The organism is Achromobacter sp. Root83, from assembly GCF_001428845.1.
Lineage (GTDB): Bacteria > Pseudomonadota > Gammaproteobacteria > Burkholderiales > Burkholderiaceae_B > Achromobacter.
In genome coordinates this window covers 498,747-516,956 of record NZ_LMIU01000001.1, presented here as the reverse complement: position 1 = coordinate 516,956, position 18,210 = coordinate 498,747, and the positions used below count along the sequence as shown (strand labels likewise).

The window sequence follows — 18,210 nt, the reverse complement described above, 5'->3', positions numbered from 1 at the left end:
GCTCACGACGCGATCAGTGCTTCAGCACAGGGTCGGTCGCACCCGGCTCTGCCGGCTTGGCGACCAGGGGCTCCTTGACCGCCTCTTCCTCGGCCAGAGGCTCGGGCAGACGTTCCAGGGCCAGTTCCAGCACCTTGTCGATCCAGCGTACCGGCACGATCTCAAGATGGTTCTTGACGTTGTCCGGGATCTCCGCCAAGTCCTTGACGTTTTCTTCCGGGATCAAGACCGTCTTGATACCGCCGCGGTGAGCCGCCAGGAGTTTTTCCTTCAAGCCGCCGATTGGCAGCACTTCGCCGCGCAGCGTAATTTCGCCCGTCATGGCGACATCGGCGCGCACGGGGATGCGCGACAAGGCCGACACCATGGCCGTGGTGATCGCGATACCCGCGGACGGACCGTCCTTGGGAGTCGCGCCTTCCGGCACGTGGACGTGCATATCGTGCTTTTCGAAGATGCTGTCGGCAAAGCCCAGACGGCGAGCGCGAGAACGCACAACGGTGCGGGCCGCTTCAACCGATTCCTTCATCACATCGCCGAGCGAACCCGTGCGCTGGATGACGCCCTTGCCAGGCATGTCCGCGACTTCGATCGTCAGCAGGTCGCCGCCGACTTCCGTCCACGCCAGACCAGTCACCTGACCGGTCTGGTTTTCCTTTTCGGCCATGCCGAAGGTGTAGCGGCGCACGCCCAGGTAGTCGCTCAGGTTGTCGCCCGTGACGTTGACAGGCTTGACCTCGAGGATCTTGCCCTCGGCCTTGGCGCGGTCATTCTGGGTCAGCAACTGCTTGATGACCTTGCGGCAGATCTTGCCCACTTCGCGTTCGAGCGCACGCACACCGGCTTCGCGGGTGTAATAGCGCACGATATCGCGCAGCGCGCTGTCGTCGACAGTCAGCTCGCTATCCTTCACGCCGTTGTTCTTCATCAGCTTGGGCAGCAGATGGTCGCGGGCGATATGGATCTTCTCTTCCTCGGTGTAACCCGACAGGCGGATCACTTCCATGCGGTCCAGAAGCGCGGGCGGAATGTTCAGCGTGTTGCTGGTTGCCACGAACATGACGTCGGACAGGTCGAAGTCGACTTCGATGTAGTGGTCCTGGAACGTGTGGTTCTGTTCCGGGTCCAGCACTTCGAGCAGCGCCGACGAAGGATCGCCGCGGAAGTCCATGCCCAGCTTGTCGATTTCATCAAGCAGGAACAAGGGATTGCGCACGCCGACCTTCGACATGTTCTGGACGATCTTGCCCGGCATGGAACCGATGTACGTACGGCGATGGCCGCGGATCTCGGCTTCGTCGCGCACGCCGCCCAGCGCCATGCGGACGAACTTGCGGTTCGTCGCCTTGGCGATGGACTGCCCCAGCGAGGTCTTGCCCACGCCCGGAGGGCCGACCAGGCACAGGATCGGAGCCTTCACCTTGTCCACGCGCTGTTGCACGGCAAGATATTCGAGGATCCGTTCCTTGACCTTTTCGAGGCCATAGTGGTCGTTGTCCAGCACCGTTTCAGCGTTGCTGATGGAATTGTTGATCTTGCTCTTTTTCCTCCAGGGGAGGTTGATGAGCGTATCGATGTAGTTGCGCACCACGGTGGCTTCGGCCGACATGGGCGACATGAGCTTGAGCTTCTTGAGCTCGGCATCGGCCTTCTTGCGCGCCTCTTTAGGCATGTGGGCAGCGATGATCTTCTTTTCAAGCTCTTCGATGTCCGCGCCCTCTTCGCCTTCGCCCAACTCCTTCTGAATGGCCTTGACCTGCTCATTCAGGTAGTAGTCGCGCTGGCTCTTTTCCATCTGCTTCTTCACGCGCCCGCGAATCCGCTTTTCGACCTGGAGGATGTCGATTTCGGTTTCGAGCTGTGTGAGCAAGCCTTCGAGGCGTTCCGAGGTGCCGACGATCTCGAGCATCTTCTGTTTCTGCTCGAGCTTCAGCGGAAGATGCGCGGCGATCGTGTCGGCCAGGCGACCGGCATCATCGATGCCAGCCAGCGAGGTCAGGATCTCCGGGGGGATCTTCTTGTTGAGTTTTACGTACTGCTCGAACTGAGCCACGATCGCGCGGCGCAGGGCTTCGGTTTCGGAGCCTTGCATGGCGTCGGGTTCGATCGGCGAAACCTGGCAGGTGAAATGCGAATCGGCATCTTCAATACTGTTGATGCGGGCGCGCTGGGTGCCTTCGACCAGCACCTTGACGGTGCCATCGGGCAACTTGAGCATTTGCAGGATGCCGGCAACGCAACCGATTTCGTAGACGTCTTCAGGCGTGGGGTCATCCTTGCCGGCGGACTTTTGGGCCACCAGCATGATGCTCTTGCCCGCTTCCATCGCAACCTCGAGCGCGCGTATGGAGCGCGGACGGCCGACGAACAGCGGGATGACCATGTGCGGGAACACTACGACATCGCGCAGCGGCAGCAGGGGAAGGTCGATCGGGTCGGAAGGCAGGGTCTGGCTGGCAGACATAGGAGGTTCCTCGGTATGACTCGGCGTATCGGGGACGGGAGGATCGGGAATACCCGAGCAAACTCGTCAGTTACGTCTGTTATGGGAACAATAGCCGAAAATTCAAGATCTCGGCGCCAGGATAACCAAAAGGCTGTAAAAACCCCAGACAGCGCTCTCAGTATGAGGGCGCCGCCGCGGCGAGAAAAGCGTGTTTGTACCAGTGGCGCGCCCATAGAGAAAAAAACCCGTTACGAGAACGGGCTTTTTTGAAATATCAGGCGGCGGCGTCGCGGACTTCTCCGCGCTCTGGCTTCTCCGAGGCGGCGGCTTCGTCGGCGTAGATCAGCAGGGGCTTGCCCTCGCCTTCGATTGCGCCTTCGTCCAGCACCACCCGCTTGACGTTGCCTTGGGAAGGCAGGTCATACATGGTGTCGAGCAGCGCCTGCTCGATGATGGACCGCAGGCCGCGCGCGCCGGTCTTGCGCTTGAGCGCCTTGCGGGCGATGGCCTTCAGAGCGCCGGGGCGCACGTCCAGTTCAGCGCCTTCCATGGCGAACAGCTTCTGGAACTGCTTGAGCAAGGCGTTCTTGGGCTCGGTCAGAATCTGCACCAGGGCCGCTTCGTCCAGTTCGTCCAGGGTGGCGACGACAGGCAGACGGCCGACCAGTTCGGGGATCAGGCCGAACTTGATCAGGTCTTCGGGCTCGACTTCGGAGAACAGTTCGCCCACGCCGCGTTCCGACTTGGCGCGCACCGAGGCCGAGAAGCCGATGCCCGATTTTTCGGTGCGGTCGCGAATGACCTTTTCCAGACCATCGAAGGCGCCGCCCACGATGAACAGGATGTTGGTCGTGTCGACCTGCACGAAGTCCTGGTTCGGATGCTTGCGGCCGCCCTGCGGGGGCACCGAAGCGACCGTGCCTTCGATGAGCTTCAACAAAGCCTGCTGCACGCCCTCGCCCGAGACATCACGGGTGATGGACGGGTTATCGGACTTGCGGGAGATCTTGTCGATTTCGTCGATGTAGATGATGGCGCGCTGCGCCTTTTCCACTTCATAGTTGCAGTTCTGCAGCAACTTCTGAATGATGTTCTCGACGTCTTCCCCCACGTAGCCGGCTTCGGTCAGCGTGGTGGCATCGGCCATGACGAAGGGCACGTTCAGCATGCGCGCCAGCGTCTGAGCCAGCAGCGTCTTGCCCGACCCCGTGGGGCCGATCAGCATGATGTTGCTCTTGGAGAGCTCGACTTCGTCGCCCTTGATCTCGCCGTGGCGAATGCGCTTGTAGTGGTTGTAAACCGCCACGGCCAGCATGCGCTTGGGCGAGTTCTGCCCAATGACGTACTGATCGAGGAAGGTCTTGATTTCGGCCGGAGTGGGCAGTTCGGAACGAATCGCCGCGCGCGCGGTCGCCTGCGCTTCCTCGCGGATGATGTCGTTGCACAGGTCTATGCATTCATCGCAGATGAATACCGACGGACCCGCGATCAGCTTGCGGACTTCATGCTGGCTTTTATTGCAAAACGAGCAATGCAGCACTTTTGCGTCTGCCGATCCCTTTTTTTCAGGCATATTTGTTTCGTATCTCAGGTAAAGATGCGCCAGACCGGATGAAAGGTCTAGCGCATGCGCTTACTCAAACATGATGGCAGGGGGTCTGGATCAACCGGGAAGTCAGCCTTCCGAACGGGAGGTCATCACCTTGTCCACCAGTCCATACGATACCGCATCTTCGGCTGACATGAAGTTGTCACGTTCCGTGTCCAGCTCGATCCGCTCCATCGTCTGGCCGGTGTTCTCGGCCAGAATGCGGTTCAGGCGGGCGCGAAGGTCCAGGATCTCGCGAGCCTGGATCTGGATGTCGGAGGCTTGCCCTTGGGCGCCGCCAGACGGCTGGTGAATCATGATGCGCGAGTTGGGCAGCGTGAAACGCTTGCCCTTCTTGCCTGCCGCCAGCAGGAACGCCCCCATGCTGGCCGCCAGGCCGGTGCACAGGGTGGAAACGTCCGGCTTGATGAACTGCATGGTGTCGAAAATGGCCATTCCCGCATACACCGATCCGCCGGGCGAATTGATGTACAGGGAAATGTCCTTGTCAGGATTCTCCGATTCCAGGAACAGCAACTGAGCCACGACCAGGTTGGCCGTGGCGTCGTTCACCGGACCCACCAGGAAAATGAGCCGTTCGCGGAGCAGACGCGAATAGATGTCGTAGGCGCGCTCGCCGCGCCCCGACTGCTCGATCACCATGGGAATGTAGCCCAGGCCGGTGGGGGTCACCGAAGACCCGCCATTCATTGCCGCATAGAAATCGGTGAATCTCTGCATAGTGTTACGCCATCCCCATCAACTGATCGAAAGGCACCTTTTCGTCGGTGACCTTGGCCTTTTCCAGCACGTGCGCGACGACATTGTCTTCCAGCACGATAGCCTCGATTTCAGCACGACGCTGGCGGTCAGCCAGGTAATAGCTGACAACCTGAGCGGGTTGTTCGTAGTTCTCAGCGAATTCTTCAATGCGCGCGCGAACTTGCTCGGGCTTGGCTTGCAACTGGGCTTGCTTGACCAGTTCCGACACCAGCAGGCCCAGGCGGACACGGCGCTCGGATTCGGTCGAGAAGGCTTCAGCCGGAATCGGCACGGACTCGGCGTTCGGGATGCCGCGCTGCTTGAGCTCTTCGCGGGCTGCGGCGACACGGCCTTGGACGTCGTTGTCGACCAGGGCCTTCGGCACGTCGAACTTGCCGGCTTCGACCAGGGCGTCCATCACGCTGGACTTGGTGCGGCCTTGCGCGCGCACCTTGACTTCGCGTTCGATGTTGCTACGGATGTCGGCCTTCAGCTTTTCGACGTCGCCTTCGGCTTGGCCCAGGGACTTGGCGAATTCGCTGTTCAGTTCCGGCAGGACGCCTTCGGCGACTTCCTTGACGGTGATCGTGAATTCGGCGGTCTTGCCGGCGACTTCGACACCTTGGTAGTCATCGGGGAACTTGAGTTCGAAGACCTTGGACTCGCCAGCCTTCAAGCCGCGGGCGGCTTCTTCGAATTCCGGCAGCATGCGGCCTTGGCCGAGCACGAACGGGAAATCTTCGGCCTTGCCGCCTTCGAAGGGCACGCCGTCGATGGTGCCGGCAAAGTCCAGCGTGACGCGGTCGCCGTCGGCGCAGGCACGGCCTTCGCGGGCTTCGAACGTGGCGCGCTGCTTGCGCAGGACGTCCAGGGTCTGCTGCACTTCGGCGTCGGTGACGGCGGTTTCGTAGCGCGTGACGGCCAGTTCGGACAAGTCCGGCACGGCGACTTCAGGGTAGACCTCGAACGTGGCGGTGAACGCCAGCGTGTCGTCGGAAACGCCGTCAGTCTTGGGTTCCAGGTTGGGGGCACCAGCGACGCGCAGCTTGGCGCCGTCGATGGCTTGTTCAAAGGCACGGCCAACTTGGCCATTGATCACGTCGTAGCGGATGCTGGGGCCATGGCTGCGCTCGAGCATGGCGAGCGGAGCTTTACCCGGGCGGAAGCCGGGGACCTTGGCGGTGCGAGCCACGCGCTTCAATTGCGCCTGGACTTCCTTTTCGACGTCGGCCACCGAGACGGCCAGATCAACACGGCGCTCCAGGCCGGAGAGGGTTTCAACCACAGGCTGCATTAAAAGACCTATTTTCCGAGAGATGAGATTACGGGCGGATAAACGCGCCATTTTACCGGAAACTTCCGGAACCCTGACGCAAAGAGGCGCGAGCCCCGGATTTGCCCGGATGCTCGCGCCCCATTTTCTGCCCGAAAAGTGAGGGCAAACGTCTGTTTAAAGACTTAATTGGCCTTGGCGATGCGGTCTTCGATGTGCTGAGCGCGCTTGGCCGAGGACGGGTGCGAGCTCATCATATCGCTCTTGCCGCCATCCAGCTCGGCAAGCTTCTGAAATGCGGTCACCAGGCCGCGCGTATTGAGCTTCTTGGCCTGCAGTTGATCGAACGAGTAATCGTCCGCGGCGCTTTCCTGCGACTGCGAGAACTGCGCATTGATGAACTTCTCGGTCAGGTCGCCCAGTTGCGAGGAATTCAGGGCGGCGACCGTCGCGCCGCCAGCCGCGCCAGCCGCATCGCGTGCCGCCGATACCGTGTAAGCGGTCTGCATCGCCTTCTTGGAATGGCCCAGGGCCACGTGGCCGATTTCGTGGCCCACCACGCCCAGCACCTCGTCGTCCGTCATCATGTCCATCAGGCCACTGTAGACGCGGATGCAGCCGTTGGCCATGGCCCAGGCGTTGACGTCCTTGGTGAGGTAGACCTTGTAGCTCGCCTTCTGGCCGTTGACCGTGCCACCCAGCGACTTGGCGATCTTTTGCAGACGCGCATCGTATTTGCTGCCGGGCGCGGCGATCTTTTCCTGAGAATCGCTTTGCGCGCAAGCCTTGTCCGACAGGGTCTTGATCTCGGCATCGCTAAGCGTTGCGGCCTGCACCACTTTGGCGCCGGCCCCCACTAGCCCCCCGATATCCAGGGCGTGCGCGGCCGAGTACGGACCAAGCGCAACGGCCAATGCGGCGACGGTGTAGCGGATCTTCATGGGAACAAACTCCTATTGACACGTTCTATGCAAATGAGGCGGCAATTCTATATAGACGAAAAGCTTTCGAAGCGTTTCGGCACAGAGTTTCGCAAATGCGAACTTCGCTTACATAAAACCCGAGCGCGCCCCGTCCCGGCATGCTAGCTCCCAGCCGGGAACATTTTCTGTCATCAAAAACAAATGCCGCCGTATCGACGGCATTGATAGAATTGCCGCCGCGCATTTCTCTGCAAACAACAAACGGCTCGCACCCAACATGATCCCGAACCCCCCTCCCCGCCTAGGCCTGCTCCCCAGCCTGATCTTCAGTTCCCGGTGGCTGCAGCTACCGCTCTACCTGGGTCTGATCGTCGCGCAAGGCGTCTATGTGATGCTGTTCCTGAAGGAACTCTGGCACCTGCTGACGCATGCCAACAGCTTCGGCGAAATGGAGATCATGCTGCTGGTGCTGGGCCTGATCGACGTGGTGATGATCTCGAACCTGCTTGTCATGGTGATCGTGGGCGGCTACGAGACCTTCGTGTCCCGCCTGCGCCTGCAAAACCACCCGGACCAGCCGGAATGGCTGAGCCACGTCAACGCCAGCGTGCTGAAAGTGAAACTGGCCATGGCAATCATCGGCATATCGTCGATCCACCTTCTTCGCACTTTCATCGAGGCGGGAACGATGGGCACGCCCAACGCGCGCTTCACCGAAGCCGGCGTCATGTGGCAGACCATCATCCATACCGTGTTCATCCTGTCGGCGCTGGGAATCGCGCTGGTGGACAGGCTGTCGACCCCGGCAGCCAACAAGCACTGAGGCTTCGGCCGCTCCGCAAAAAAAAAGCCCCCACGCCTTGCGCGTGGGGGCTTTTTTATAGGCAGTACGCCGGGAGATGCCCGGAGCGCTACCCGAAAGGTCTTAGGCCGCGACCTTGATGTTCTTGGCGCTGGGACCCTTGGGGCCGGTACCAACCTCGAAGGTGACGCGCTGGTTTTCCTGTAGCGACTTATAGCCTTCGCTACGGATCTCGGAGTAGTGAGCGAAAAGATCCTTGCTGCCGTCGTCGGGCATGATGAAGCCATAACCCTTTTCGGCGTTGAACCACTTGACGATGCCGGTTGCCATGGAATGTCCTTGAACCTAGATAAGCGATTGCTCGCGGGGCGCCAGATCATCAAGGATGGGAGAGGATAGCAACCGCAGCACCACTGACGGCGACCAAGAGGAACGCAGACCGCGTCGCTTGAGAATCTCGCTGAATCCAGTGTATTGGTGAACGCGGAAAAACGTCAAATATCCGAATGGGCGGCAGCGGCCCCGCGTGCAGCGTCCCGCATAGGCAAAAAAGCGCCAGCCGCCATTTTGAACACGCAAGTTTTTCAACTTGCCATGCACTGATACAGGCCGATACTTGCCTCTGGATCCCGTGCAGAACTGGGCGCGACCCGCTAGCCCGAGAAGCCGCCCGACTCCAGGAAATCCTGTTCAGCCTGTGTCGTGTGCCGGCCCAATGCCGCGTTGCGATGCGGGAAGCGCCCGAAACGCTTGATGATGTCGCGATGCAGTACCGCCCAGCGCAGGGAGTCCGCATCCACGGGTTCCATCAGGGCCACGCCCCGATTCTGCGCCACGAGGCTCTCTGCATGCTCGAACGGCAGGTAAAAGAACTGCCGCAGCCCCGCATCGACGGCCAGGTCGTGCCCCGCGGCGATGGCTCGTTCCGCGAAGTGCAAGGCAAGGGGATCGGTGGCGAACATGTGAGCCGTTCCCCGATAGGCGTTACGGGGAAACTGGTCCAGCAAAATCATCAGCGCCAGGGCCCCCTGGGCCTCGTCCAGCCAGCCATCAAGTTGGCGCGCGGCGGCGGCCAGGTGGGCCTCCTCGAAACGCTCCCGGAACCGGGCGTCGAACGACGTGTCCTTGCTGAACCACTGCCGGGGCCCCGCATCCAGCCAAAAGGTGACGACGTCTTGCGGCTGCGTGGCAAGGGAAACAAGGGGGGCAATAGTCATGGCGGCGGCGAGTCCTGAAGCGGTGGGGAGCTGTCGGCGCCAAGACGGCGCATCGGCTGGAACAGCCCGAAGAATACCGCGCACAACAATAAAAAAAGCCCCACGAGGGGGCTTTTTTTCCGAAAAATCAGAGCCTTACAGGACCTGAATCTTCGTGGCTTGCGGGCCCTTGGGGCCATTGGCCGTCACAAAGCTGACGCGCTGGTTCTCTTCCAGAGACTTGAAGCCCGAGCCCTGAATTTCGGAGAAGTGAGCGAACAGATCCTTACCACCCGCTTCCGGGGTGATGAAGCCATAACCCTTTTCCGAATTGAACCACTTAACGACGCCGGTTTCCATACTGTATTTCCTAGAGATAATGGGCAAATGCCCGGAGGTCACGAATCAATCAAGGAGGGGACAGTAGAACAATAACGCTGAGCCGGAAAAGGCACGGCACTGAACGAAAATCGCAACGCTTGTGATCGTGTGCCGACACTATCGTTATGTTCCCCTCACAAGTCAACATAATCCTAAAAAATACGTGCCAATAATGCAACAAAGAGAAACTGCGCAAAAAAAACACACGTTTTCATAGGCAAAACGAGGTCCTGCATAGGTGTTTACACCCACGCATCTTAAAACAATCAAGGCTTATATAAACACCACCAAAACGCGTACAACCCTCAATACGCCGTTTGGATGGCACTTAGGTTTTGCCGTCAGGCTTACTGGTCGATAGGTAAACCCAACAAGTCGAGCGCCGCGCCGAAGGCTTCGGGGCCCGAGCAAAGGAAAACCGCCACGTCGCCGGGATTCATATTTTCCAGGACTTGGTCGATCTGTTCTTGCGCATTATCAACATTGTCGACATTGGAGGCGTGTATGTCCGCCCCCGCCTCGACTTTCTCGCGCGGCACGATGTCTGCGATCGCATTGAGATCCGTGACGCCCATGACGACATAGGCGCTGATGCTCTCGCCATCCAGCGTGGTGTGCAGCTCGACGCCGCCCGCTACGTCGGCAACCTGCCGACTGACTATTTCCATGTTCCATCTTCCTTGATTCGCGGGCCTGGCCCGCCTGGGCACGCACCGTGTAGGTGCACACGCACGCCCATGCGCGACTATAACAGCCTTGGGCTAATGCTTCCTGACATTCGGGCCAAGTGACTGCCGCGCGGCTCCGGACGTGGCGGCCACGCTACGGCTGCGCACGCCGGCTTCGGCCAGCACGCGGATGAGCGGCTTCTGGGCGCTTAGGAAGGCTTCCTTGTCGTCGCCCACCAGCTTGCAGATGAACATCTGCGCCTGGAGCTGGGTGCGCCGTGCCTTGCGGTTGTCGGCCTCTTGGGCCAGCCACGTCCCCACCCAGGCGGCAGCGGCTTCGGCATCGCCCTCGTGCTTGACGTGGCCCAGCAGGTCGAAGACGGTAACGCCACTGATGCGTTCGTCTTCGCCACGCGATAGAAAGAGCTTGGCGGCCTGGCCCGTATAGCCGGGGATCACCGCAAGGCAATCTCGTTCTGCGGGTTTCTTCATGGTCTCTGTGTGTGTCGGTTAGCAAGAACCCTGGACTGTAACCCGGCGGCGGCGGCTGTCGTATCGCGGCAGCCGAACTCTGCTATTGTCGGCGTGTTCTTTTCTATCCCAACATGGTGGACATCATGCAACGCGATTTCGATCTGGTCGTCACGATCCTGGGCGCCCTGCGCGACGCGCCGGGCCCCAACCTGAGCACTCACGACATCAAGAATGCCGCGCTGGCCCCGCATCCCGAAGAACAGGGCCTGCAACTGATCGCGCATCATCTGGACCTGCTGTCCGACGCTGGACTGGTCAAGCAGATCAGCGAGACGGCCGCAACCGCGGGCGCGACGCGCTGGCGCATCACCTGGAAGGGCTATGACGCCCTTGAACAGGATGAGGACGACGAGGAAGACGAGGAGTTCGACGCGGAAGAATGAGGGGCGCCGCGCCGCCGCCGGTCAACGGCGTTGCAGTATGCGCCGCGTGAGCAGCGCCGCCGCCGCGCCGATCACCAGACTGAACATGAAGGCGGCGATTGACAGCATGGCCGCCAGGTCGGCAAAGCCCCCCTGGCGCGCCAGCAGCAGCACCGTGATGAAGATGGCCGCCGCCACCCCGGCGACGCCCATCAGCCCATGCTTGGTGGACCGCAGGCGCCCGCACAGAGCGCCACCCGCGAGCGCGGCGGCCACCATGGCGGCCATGGACCAGAACAGATACTCGTACTGCATTTGGACGGTCTCCACCTTCGGCGTTGAGGCGTCCGCATTATAGGCGGCGACCGCCGAAGGATCGTCCGCCGGAGATCAGAACCGGAAGGTGTAGCCGATGTTCGCGGTGACTTCCTGGGTCACGCTCGCGCCATGCCCGTACTGCAGATCCACGAAAGCCCGATGACGCCCGGATTCCACCGCCACGCCGCCGCCCATCTGCCAGCGGTTTCCTGGAAGCGCCACGTCGTAGGTCGTGTTGCCGAATCCCACCGTGTCATCGTGCGAAAACTGCTTCAGGTACGACACTTTGGCGTAGGGCTGAAGTGTGCCGCCATCCGCCAGGCTGATGTCGCGACCGGCGCGCAGGCCCGCCCTGCCCTGGATCGACGTCTGGCTGCTGCGGCTGTAGATGCCCTGCAACTGGGGCTCGATGAACCACTGGTCCGCCAGGCGCCAGTGATAACCCAGCTCCGCGCTGCCGCTGTAGGTCGTATGGGACGTGCCGTCGGTATAGACGCCACGGTTCAGGGGCAGGTCGAAACGGACGTCCTGGTCAATCCTGCCGACCTTGTTGACGACGTCGACATATAGGCCGTTGTCATGGACGTACGACAGATAGATGCCTGCGTAGCGGCTATCGATCTTTCCGCGGGTGCCGTACGCGGCATCCTGCTTGGACTGCGAAAGCCCGACGAACGCGCCGAGGTAGACCTTGGCGGAGGTCGCCGTCCAGGTGTAGTCGCCCCCGACCGAGATGGCGCTGGCGTCTTGGTCGAACTTGCTTGCGTTCGCCGTTTCCACCTTGTAGCTGCTGCTCGTGCCGCGCACCCAAAGGCCGCCTTTGTTCGGCTGGCCGCGCAGTTCCCCAAGACGCTGCCCCACCGTACCCAGCTCGGTATCCAGCAGCATGATCGAAGCGGTTTGGCCCATCGCCACGGCATTCGCACCGCGAGCTTCCACTTCTTGCCTGAATTCCGCCACGGCCCGCCGCTGCGCCTCGAGCGCTGCCTGCTGAGCGGCCTGTATCGCAGCCCGCTGCGCGGGCGTCAACGGAGCGGCGGCAGCCCCCGCCCAAGGACCGAGACATGCCGCAACCAGGGCGGCAGCGGCAACGCCCTTCGACGACAGGCGGGCGGTCATGGACGGAAGGGGCCGCGCCATGAGGAAAGACGGTTTAAAGGTCATACGGCGTCCTGGTTGGCTCACGATTTTCTACATTCTATACAAAATACAATTTCAAATTGTACGAGTGGGAATCGGAATTTCAGGCGTGGATATGGGCCATTTGTTGCCCCCTGTTTCGGCGTTAGACAGGCAAAATCACCCACGAAACCAGGGAGATACGACGTCGCGGGCAGCGAACGTCCAGGGCGGATCACCAGGGCGAAAACGGGGGCGCGGGGAATGCGCAAGAGACTTCTGCGCGGCCGGCTCAGGCGAAAGCAAGCAAGCGCTACAGTGAGAAGCAACAGATGTAATTATTGATTGCGGGGCAACATCACCCCGCGTAGCGCCGCATTCCGACGGTGGCCTTCACCGGAGGCAAACTCGGCAAGGCGCCGAGCCCCTCCCGAACTGCAATGTTCACGCCGCGGCAACGACGCTGATTTCCACCAATGCCCCGAAATGCAGATCGCGGGTAGGAACGATCGCCCGTGCCGGTCGATGGCCGCCGAAGCCTTGTTCGTAGACGCGGTTGACCTCGTCCCAAAGCGCGACATCCGGGATGTACACCGTTACGCTGACCACCGCGGACAGCGAGGCCCCGGCCGCCTCCAGGATGGCGGCAACGCTGCGTAGCGCCTCCCGGGTCTGGGCGGCCGCGCCCGAGGCCAGGACGGGCCGGACGCCGGGTTCAGCGGGCGGCAGAAAGCCCAACTGCCCGGAGACGAAGACGAAGCCGTTGGCGCGCACCGCCTGCGAGTAGTGCCCGGCGGGCGGAGTCGCCTGGGGCGTATGAATGAGTTCCATAGCGGGTTCCTTTGGATCGGACGGCCTACCAGCCGCGAAAACGTTCCCAGTGCGCCACCACGCCAGGCGCGCCCGGACGCACGACCTCGTACGCGTCATGCTGGGCGCAGGTGGCGCAAGCGTGGTTCGGCAGTATGCGCACCTTGGCGCCGATGGGCAGATCGGGCAAGGCCGCATTGCTGCCGGCGCGCAGCTCGATGATGCCCTGCTCCTGGTTGGTTTCGGCGAGCAACACGTCGGGATACACCGTGCCATCCGCGTCGCAGATCAGCCCGTACAGCTGGTCCACCGGCTGCTTGGCCGTACCCCGGTCGCGCGACATGGCCATCCATCCGGCGTCGACCAGAATCCACCCCTTGTCGGGCTGATGGCCGATCACGGTCGTCAACACGGAGGCCGCGATGTCATCCACGCTGCATACGCCCAGCCCCGCCATCACCAGATCAAAGAACACATATACCCCGGCGCGGACTTCCGTCACGCCCTCGAGGCTGCGCGCAAAATGGGCGGTCGGGGTAGAGCCCACGCTGACCACCGGACACGGCAGGCCCGCTTCGCGAATGGCCTGCGCACAGCTCACGGCGGCCCAGCGCTCTTGCTCGGCCATGTCGGCGATCGCCTCGACGCTGCGGCATCCATAAGACTCGCCGGCGTGCGTCATGACGCCCCGCAGGCAGGCGCCGTCTTCGTGCAGCACCCGGGCGATCGCCAGCAGGTGGCCGGTGTCGCCCGGTTGCACGCCGGCGCGATGGCCGTCGCAATCGATCTCGATCAGGGCCGGGATGCGATCGCCGGCCGCCTTGGCCCGTGCAGACACCGCCCGCGCCGCCTCGATGCTGTCGACCACCACCGTCAGGTCAACGCCGCGCGCGCGCAACGCCAGCACGCGTTCCAGTTTGGCGGGCGAAACGCCCACCGCGTAAAGCAGGTCGGTGATGCCCGCGGCCGCGAACTGCTCCGCTTCCTGCAAGGTCGACACCGCGGCGGGACCCTGGGGCGACGACATGAGCCGGCGCGCCACGTCGATGGACTTGGGGGTCTTCAGGTGGGGACGCAATTGCACCCCGTGTCCGGCCATCAGCGCGTTCAGGCGGTCGATATTGCGCGTCATGCGCGACTCGTCCAGCAGCAGGCAGGGCGTTTCCAGGGCGTCCAGCGTGGACGGGGGGGCAGTAAGGGTCATGACGGCCTCTTCGATATCGGAGGGATGCGGAAAAATCCCGCACCCGTATGAATGCAGTATGGCGCGCCATCTCGCCGGCGTGTTTAATGTGATCTTAATTTTCCATTAAGCGGTAACTGAATGATCACCACGGACGACCTGCGTTTCTTCCTGAGCCTTGCCGCAACCAGTTCCCTGGCGCAGGCGGCCCGCGCCCTGGACGTGACGCCACCCGCGGTCACGCAACGGCTGCACGCCCTGGAAAAACGCCTGGGTGTCCGGCTGGTCAACCGGTCGGGACGCGGCACGGCCCTGACCGACGAAGGCCGGCTGCTGGCGCTGCGAGCCGGGCAGATTTGCGGCGAACTGAACGATCTGGCCGACGAACTGGCGGGGCGGCGGGGAATCGTGGCGGGACACCTGCGCGTCGTTGCGCCACTAGGCTTCGGGCAGCGGTACGTGGCCGGGCTGGTGGCGGAGTTCCGCAAGAGCAGTGAAGATGTCACCGCCAGCCTGACGCTTTCGGACGGCCCTCCCCGCCTTGCTTCCGATAACTGGGACGTCATGGTCCACATCGGCGAACTGCGCGACTCGACCCTGGTCGCCTACCCGCTTGCGCCGAATCGGCGGATCCTGTGCGCCTCGCCCGCCTATCTGGCGCGCCGAGGCGCTCCCGCCAAGCCCGAAGACCTGCGCGACCATGACTGCATCGCCCTGCGCGAGAATGACGAGGACGTGACCCTATGGCGGTTCAAGCGCGGTCGCGGGCCGGCCGTGGGCGTGCGCATCGCGCCCGTGCTGTCCAGCAACACCGGAACCGCTGCCCTGGAATGGGCCCTGGCGGGACATGGCATCGTCGCGCGCTCGGAGTGGGACGTGGCCAGCCATTTGCGGACCCGCGCGCTGGTGCCCTTGCTGGCCGGCTGGAACCTGCCGGACGCGAATGTGGTGGCGCTGGTGAAATCGCGGCAGGAACTGTCGGCCCGCACAGCGGGCTTTCTGGCGTGCCTGCGCGCCGCGTTCGCCGTCCCGCCCTGGCGCGACGGCGACTGAGGGGCCGCAAGCAAAGTCAGTCGAGCATCGCTTCCGCTTCGATCTCGATCAGCCATTCCGGCAGCGAGAGGCCGCTGACGATGATCCACGAGGAAGGCGGCGGGTCGATCTTGAACCGGTCGCGCAGCGCCTGGGCGACCACCTCCTGTTCTTCGCGGACGGTGTCGCAGATATAGATGCGCAGCATGATGACCTGCTCGAGCCTGCCGCCCGCTGCGGCCAGCACGCGTTCGACATTGTCCAGCGCGGCCTCGGTCTGCACTTGCAGGCCCGGTCCCACGGTGCATTCATCGGCGTCGACGCCGACCTGGCCGGACAGCAGCATGCGGCGCTGCCCCGTCACGATGACGGCCTGGCTGAATCCGTACTGCACCGAGTTGAAGACGGTGTCGGGGTTCACGACGGTTCTGGACATGGGTTTCTCCTGATGGCGTTGCGCCCGCTACGCGCCGGCCAGCCATTCTAGCAACCGCGGTTTCACGCCCCGGCGGCTTGCGCTGCCCTGCCCCGCGCCCCCGGCAACGCGACCAGCAGCACGACCGCGCCCGCCCCGACGGCAGTCCAGAAACCCGCGCTGACGCCGTGATGGTCAACCACCCAACCCGCCAATGCCGCGCCTGCCGCCACGCCGGCGCCCAGGCCCGTCACCAGCCAGGTCAGCCCTTCCGTCAGCCGGTTGCCCGGCACGCTGCTTTCCACCAGAGCCATCGCGATGATCATTGTCGGCGCGAAGGACAGCCCCGCCAGCAGAACGCCCAGCGACAAGGTGAGCAGATCGTCCACCAGCAGCAAAGGCAAGGTGGTGAACGCCGTCACGCCCGCCGCAATGGCAAGCAGGCGCGCAAGCGGCGTCTGGAACTTCAGCACGCCGAAGACCAGGCCAGCCACGCACGAGCCCAGGGCGTAGGCGGACAGCACGAGGCTTGCGCCGGCCGGCATGCCCTGCTGCCTGGCGAATGCCACGCTCAGCACATCGATGGTTCCAACGATCACCCCCATAGCCGACATCATGGCCAGCAGCGGGCGCATCCGCGGCATGCGCAGCACCGGGGCCTGGCGCCCGGTTTCACGGAACTGCACCGAGGGCGCCGTGGCGCGCTGCATGACAAAAGCCGTGACGCCCACCGCCAGCAGCAACGCGGCGGCCAGCGGCCCCGCCTGGGGAAACAACGCCACGCTCAGGCCCACCGCCAGCGGCGGGCCGACGATGAAGCTGAGTTCATCCGCCACCGACTCCAGGGCATAGGCCGTGCGCAATTCGGGCATGTCCCGGAAGATCTCGGTCCAGCGGGCCCGAATCATGGCGGGCATGCTGGGCAGGCTGCCCGCCAGCGCCGCGAAGACGAACAACACCCAGTCCGGCGCGCCCCAGTGCACGCTGGCCGACAGGCCGATAAGGGCCATGACGCAAACGCCGGCAGCCAGCGGCAGCACCTTGCCCTGGCCGTGGCGGTCCACCAGGCGGGAGATGCGGGGCGCCAGCAAGGCCGTGGCCAGGGCAAACGTGGCGGCAACCGCGCCTGCCAGGGTGTATGCCCCGCGCACCTGGGACAACATGGTGATGATGCCGATGCCGATCATCGGTAAGGGCAGGCGCGCGATGGCGCCCGCCAGCACGAAGCCGGCGGCGCCGGGCGCCTGGAACAACTCGCGATACGGGTTCGGCACCAAAATCCTTTGCAGATGGGTAGACAGCGAAATCCTATTCACATACATTGCGTATGTCAATTTACTCAGGCCACTGCGCTTAGGAGAGCCGGATGTCGCGATCTCGCGCCGAGATGATAGAGGCCACCCGCGCCAAGCTGATCGCGACCGCCCGGCAGGCCTTCCGGCAGGCGGGCTATGCCGCCACGTCGATGGACGACTTCACCGCCGCCGCCGGGCTGACGCGGGGGGCTTTGTACCATCACTTCGGGGACAAGAAAGGGTTGCTCGCCGCGGTGGTGGGACAGATCGACGCCGAGATGGATCTGCGGCTGACCGCCATTGCAGAGCAGGCCCCCGATGCCTGGACCGCGTTCCGCGACCGATGCCGAGGCTACCTGGAAATGGCCGCCGAGCCCGAAATCCGGCGCATCGTGCTGCAGGACGCGCGCGCCGTGCTGGCGCCCGCGCCGGGCGCGTCGCAACCGCAGTGCGTGGCTTCGCTAAGCGCCCTGTTGCAACGGCTGATGGACGATGGCGTAGTCCAACCCGCGGATTCCCACGCACTTGCCCGGCTGGTCAACGGCAGCCTGGCCGATAGCGCGTTCTGGATCGCGGAGGAAGGGGACGGATTCGAGCGGCTGGCGCACGCCTTGCAGGCGCTGGACCTGCTGCTACGCGGCCTGTTGCGGCGCTGAGATAAGGCAGCTACCGCCCGGCACGGCGGCACGGGAATCGAGGACGCTGGAACGGCTGTGGGGATCGACCAAACGCGGTATGGAATGCCGCGCGCGTCTTTGCTACGCTGGCTTTCACCTGAAGAGGGTTACGGCCATGAGCAACAAGATCCGAGTCCTGTGCATCCAGCCTTCATCGATGTCGGCGCGATTCGCGTTCCTGGCGATCGCCTTGCGATGGACGCTGGGCGCGACGCCGAGGCCGGCCCGGTTACGGATCGGGCCGCATGACCTGGAGCCGGAGGGCTCGGAGGCGGCCTTCTGGCAATTCGCGTTCCGCCATGCTTTCTCCAGCCAGTCTATCCTGGTCACCCGCGGTGACCAGTGGGACGTAGCCGCCTCCGTGGACGGCGACGAGGTTCACGCCTTCGGAAGAAAATTCGCACTGCGGCAATGCCTGTACTGAGC

21 protein-coding genes are annotated in these 18,210 nt (G+C 63.0%); 5 read left to right on the top strand and 16 right to left on the bottom strand.

The features are described from left to right. Positions 1–13: 13 nt before the first annotated feature. The 5 genes from lon to ASE30_RS02310 form a co-directional block, all read right to left on the bottom strand. On the bottom strand, positions 14–2,464 hold the full coding sequence (lon, locus tag ASE30_RS02330; RefSeq protein WP_057282634.1) for an endopeptidase La: 2,451 nt from the start codon (positions 2,462–2,464) through the stop codon (positions 14–16). Positions 2,465–2,720: 256 nt separating this feature from the next. Beyond that, positions 2,721–4,019, bottom strand: a complete 1,299-nt coding sequence (gene clpX / locus ASE30_RS02325) for an ATP-dependent Clp protease ATP-binding subunit ClpX (RefSeq protein ID WP_057282633.1) — start codon at positions 4,017–4,019, stop codon at positions 2,721–2,723. 102 nt (positions 4,020–4,121) lie between these two features. Next, positions 4,122–4,775 carry an ATP-dependent Clp endopeptidase proteolytic subunit ClpP gene (clpP, locus tag ASE30_RS02320; RefSeq protein WP_057282632.1) on the bottom strand — a complete coding sequence of 218 codons (654 nt, stop codon included), beginning with the start codon at positions 4,773–4,775 and terminating at the stop codon, positions 4,122–4,124. 4 nt (positions 4,776–4,779) lie between these two features. Next, positions 4,780–6,090 carry a trigger factor gene (gene tig / locus ASE30_RS02315; RefSeq protein WP_057282631.1) on the bottom strand — a complete coding sequence of 437 codons (1,311 nt, stop codon included), beginning with the start codon at positions 6,088–6,090 and terminating at the stop codon, positions 4,780–4,782. Between the two features lie 164 nt (positions 6,091–6,254). Further along, positions 6,255–7,010 (bottom strand): M48 family metalloprotease, encoded by a 756-nt coding sequence (locus ASE30_RS02310; RefSeq protein ID WP_057282630.1) that lies wholly within the window; start codon positions 7,008–7,010, stop codon positions 6,255–6,257. 259 nt (positions 7,011–7,269) lie between these two features. On the opposite strand from ASE30_RS02310, the gene ASE30_RS02305 reads away from it, so the two are divergent. Beyond that, positions 7,270–7,815 (top strand): TIGR00645 family protein, encoded by a 546-nt coding sequence (locus ASE30_RS02305; RefSeq protein ID WP_057282629.1) that lies wholly within the window; start codon positions 7,270–7,272, stop codon positions 7,813–7,815. 102 nt (positions 7,816–7,917) lie between these two features. Here ASE30_RS02305 and ASE30_RS02300 read toward each other — a convergent pair whose 3' ends face one another. The 5 genes from ASE30_RS02300 to ASE30_RS02280 form a co-directional block, all read right to left on the bottom strand. Continuing rightward, the gene (locus tag ASE30_RS02300) at positions 7,918–8,124 is read right to left on the bottom strand and encodes a cold-shock protein (RefSeq protein ID WP_006225311.1); all 207 of its coding nucleotides are present in this window, start codon (positions 8,122–8,124) and stop codon (positions 7,918–7,920) included. A 323-nt stretch (positions 8,125–8,447) separates the two neighbouring features. After that, a complete protein-coding gene (locus tag ASE30_RS02295) occupies positions 8,448–9,011 on the bottom strand; it encodes a DUF924 family protein (protein WP_057282628.1) in 564 nt (187 codons plus the stop codon). 135 nt (positions 9,012–9,146) lie between these two features. Beyond that, positions 9,147–9,350, bottom strand: a complete 204-nt coding sequence (locus tag ASE30_RS02290; protein ID WP_006220190.1) for a cold-shock protein — start codon at positions 9,348–9,350, stop codon at positions 9,147–9,149. A gap of 368 nt (positions 9,351–9,718) precedes the next feature. Beyond that, a complete protein-coding gene (locus ASE30_RS02285) occupies positions 9,719–10,039 on the bottom strand; it encodes a hypothetical protein (RefSeq protein WP_057282627.1) in 321 nt (106 codons plus the stop codon). 93 nt (positions 10,040–10,132) lie between these two features. Further along, complete coding sequence (locus ASE30_RS02280; protein ID WP_057282626.1) at positions 10,133–10,531, bottom strand: hypothetical protein; 399 nt, start codon at positions 10,529–10,531, stop codon at positions 10,133–10,135. 125 nt (positions 10,532–10,656) lie between these two features. On the opposite strand from ASE30_RS02280, the gene ASE30_RS02275 reads away from it, so the two are divergent. After that, entirely contained in the window at positions 10,657–10,956 is a 300-nt protein-coding gene (locus ASE30_RS02275) for a DUF2513 domain-containing protein (RefSeq protein ID WP_057283231.1), read from the top strand. Between the two features lie 21 nt (positions 10,957–10,977). On the opposite strand, the gene ASE30_RS02270 is transcribed toward ASE30_RS02275, so the two are convergent. The 4 genes from ASE30_RS02270 to ASE30_RS02255 form a co-directional block, all read right to left on the bottom strand. Beyond that, the gene (locus ASE30_RS02270) at positions 10,978–11,250 is read right to left on the bottom strand and encodes a hypothetical protein (RefSeq protein ID WP_057282625.1); all 273 of its coding nucleotides are present in this window, start codon (positions 11,248–11,250) and stop codon (positions 10,978–10,980) included. A 75-nt stretch (positions 11,251–11,325) separates the two neighbouring features. Next, positions 11,326–12,417, bottom strand: coding sequence for an autotransporter outer membrane beta-barrel domain-containing protein (locus ASE30_RS02265; protein ID WP_082601420.1), 1,092 nt, complete (start codon positions 12,415–12,417; stop codon positions 11,326–11,328). Positions 12,418–12,816: 399 nt separating this feature from the next. After that, positions 12,817–13,203: a RidA family protein gene (locus ASE30_RS02260; protein WP_057282623.1), complete on the bottom strand. Its 387-nt coding sequence runs from the start codon at positions 13,201–13,203 to the stop codon at positions 12,817–12,819. A 25-nt stretch (positions 13,204–13,228) separates the two neighbouring features. Next, positions 13,229–14,386, bottom strand: coding sequence for a DSD1 family PLP-dependent enzyme (locus tag ASE30_RS02255; RefSeq protein ID WP_057282622.1), 1,158 nt, complete (start codon positions 14,384–14,386; stop codon positions 13,229–13,231). Positions 14,387–14,506: 120 nt separating this feature from the next. Here ASE30_RS02255 and ASE30_RS02250 point away from each other — a divergent pair, with 120 nt between their 5' ends. After that, on the top strand, positions 14,507–15,418 hold the full coding sequence (locus ASE30_RS02250; RefSeq protein WP_057282621.1) for a LysR family transcriptional regulator: 912 nt from the start codon (positions 14,507–14,509) through the stop codon (positions 15,416–15,418). 16 nt (positions 15,419–15,434) lie between these two features. On the opposite strand, the gene ASE30_RS02245 is transcribed toward ASE30_RS02250, so the two are convergent. Together ASE30_RS02245 and ASE30_RS02240 are read right to left on the bottom strand one after the other, a co-directional pair. Continuing rightward, entirely contained in the window at positions 15,435–15,833 is a 399-nt protein-coding gene (locus tag ASE30_RS02245; protein WP_057282620.1) for a RidA family protein, read from the bottom strand. Positions 15,834–15,895: 62 nt separating this feature from the next. Continuing rightward, the gene (locus tag ASE30_RS02240; RefSeq protein ID WP_057283230.1) at positions 15,896–17,086 is read right to left on the bottom strand and encodes an MFS transporter; all 1,191 of its coding nucleotides are present in this window, start codon (positions 17,084–17,086) and stop codon (positions 15,896–15,898) included. A 92-nt stretch (positions 17,087–17,178) separates the two neighbouring features. Here ASE30_RS02240 and ASE30_RS02235 point away from each other — a divergent pair, with 92 nt between their 5' ends. Next, positions 17,179–17,763, top strand: a complete 585-nt coding sequence (locus ASE30_RS02235) for a TetR/AcrR family transcriptional regulator (protein WP_057282619.1) — start codon at positions 17,179–17,181, stop codon at positions 17,761–17,763. A 136-nt stretch (positions 17,764–17,899) separates the two neighbouring features. Continuing rightward, positions 17,900–18,208: a hypothetical protein gene (locus ASE30_RS02230; RefSeq protein ID WP_057283229.1), complete on the top strand. Its 309-nt coding sequence runs from the start codon at positions 17,900–17,902 to the stop codon at positions 18,206–18,208. Positions 18,209–18,210 lie beyond the last annotated feature (2 nt).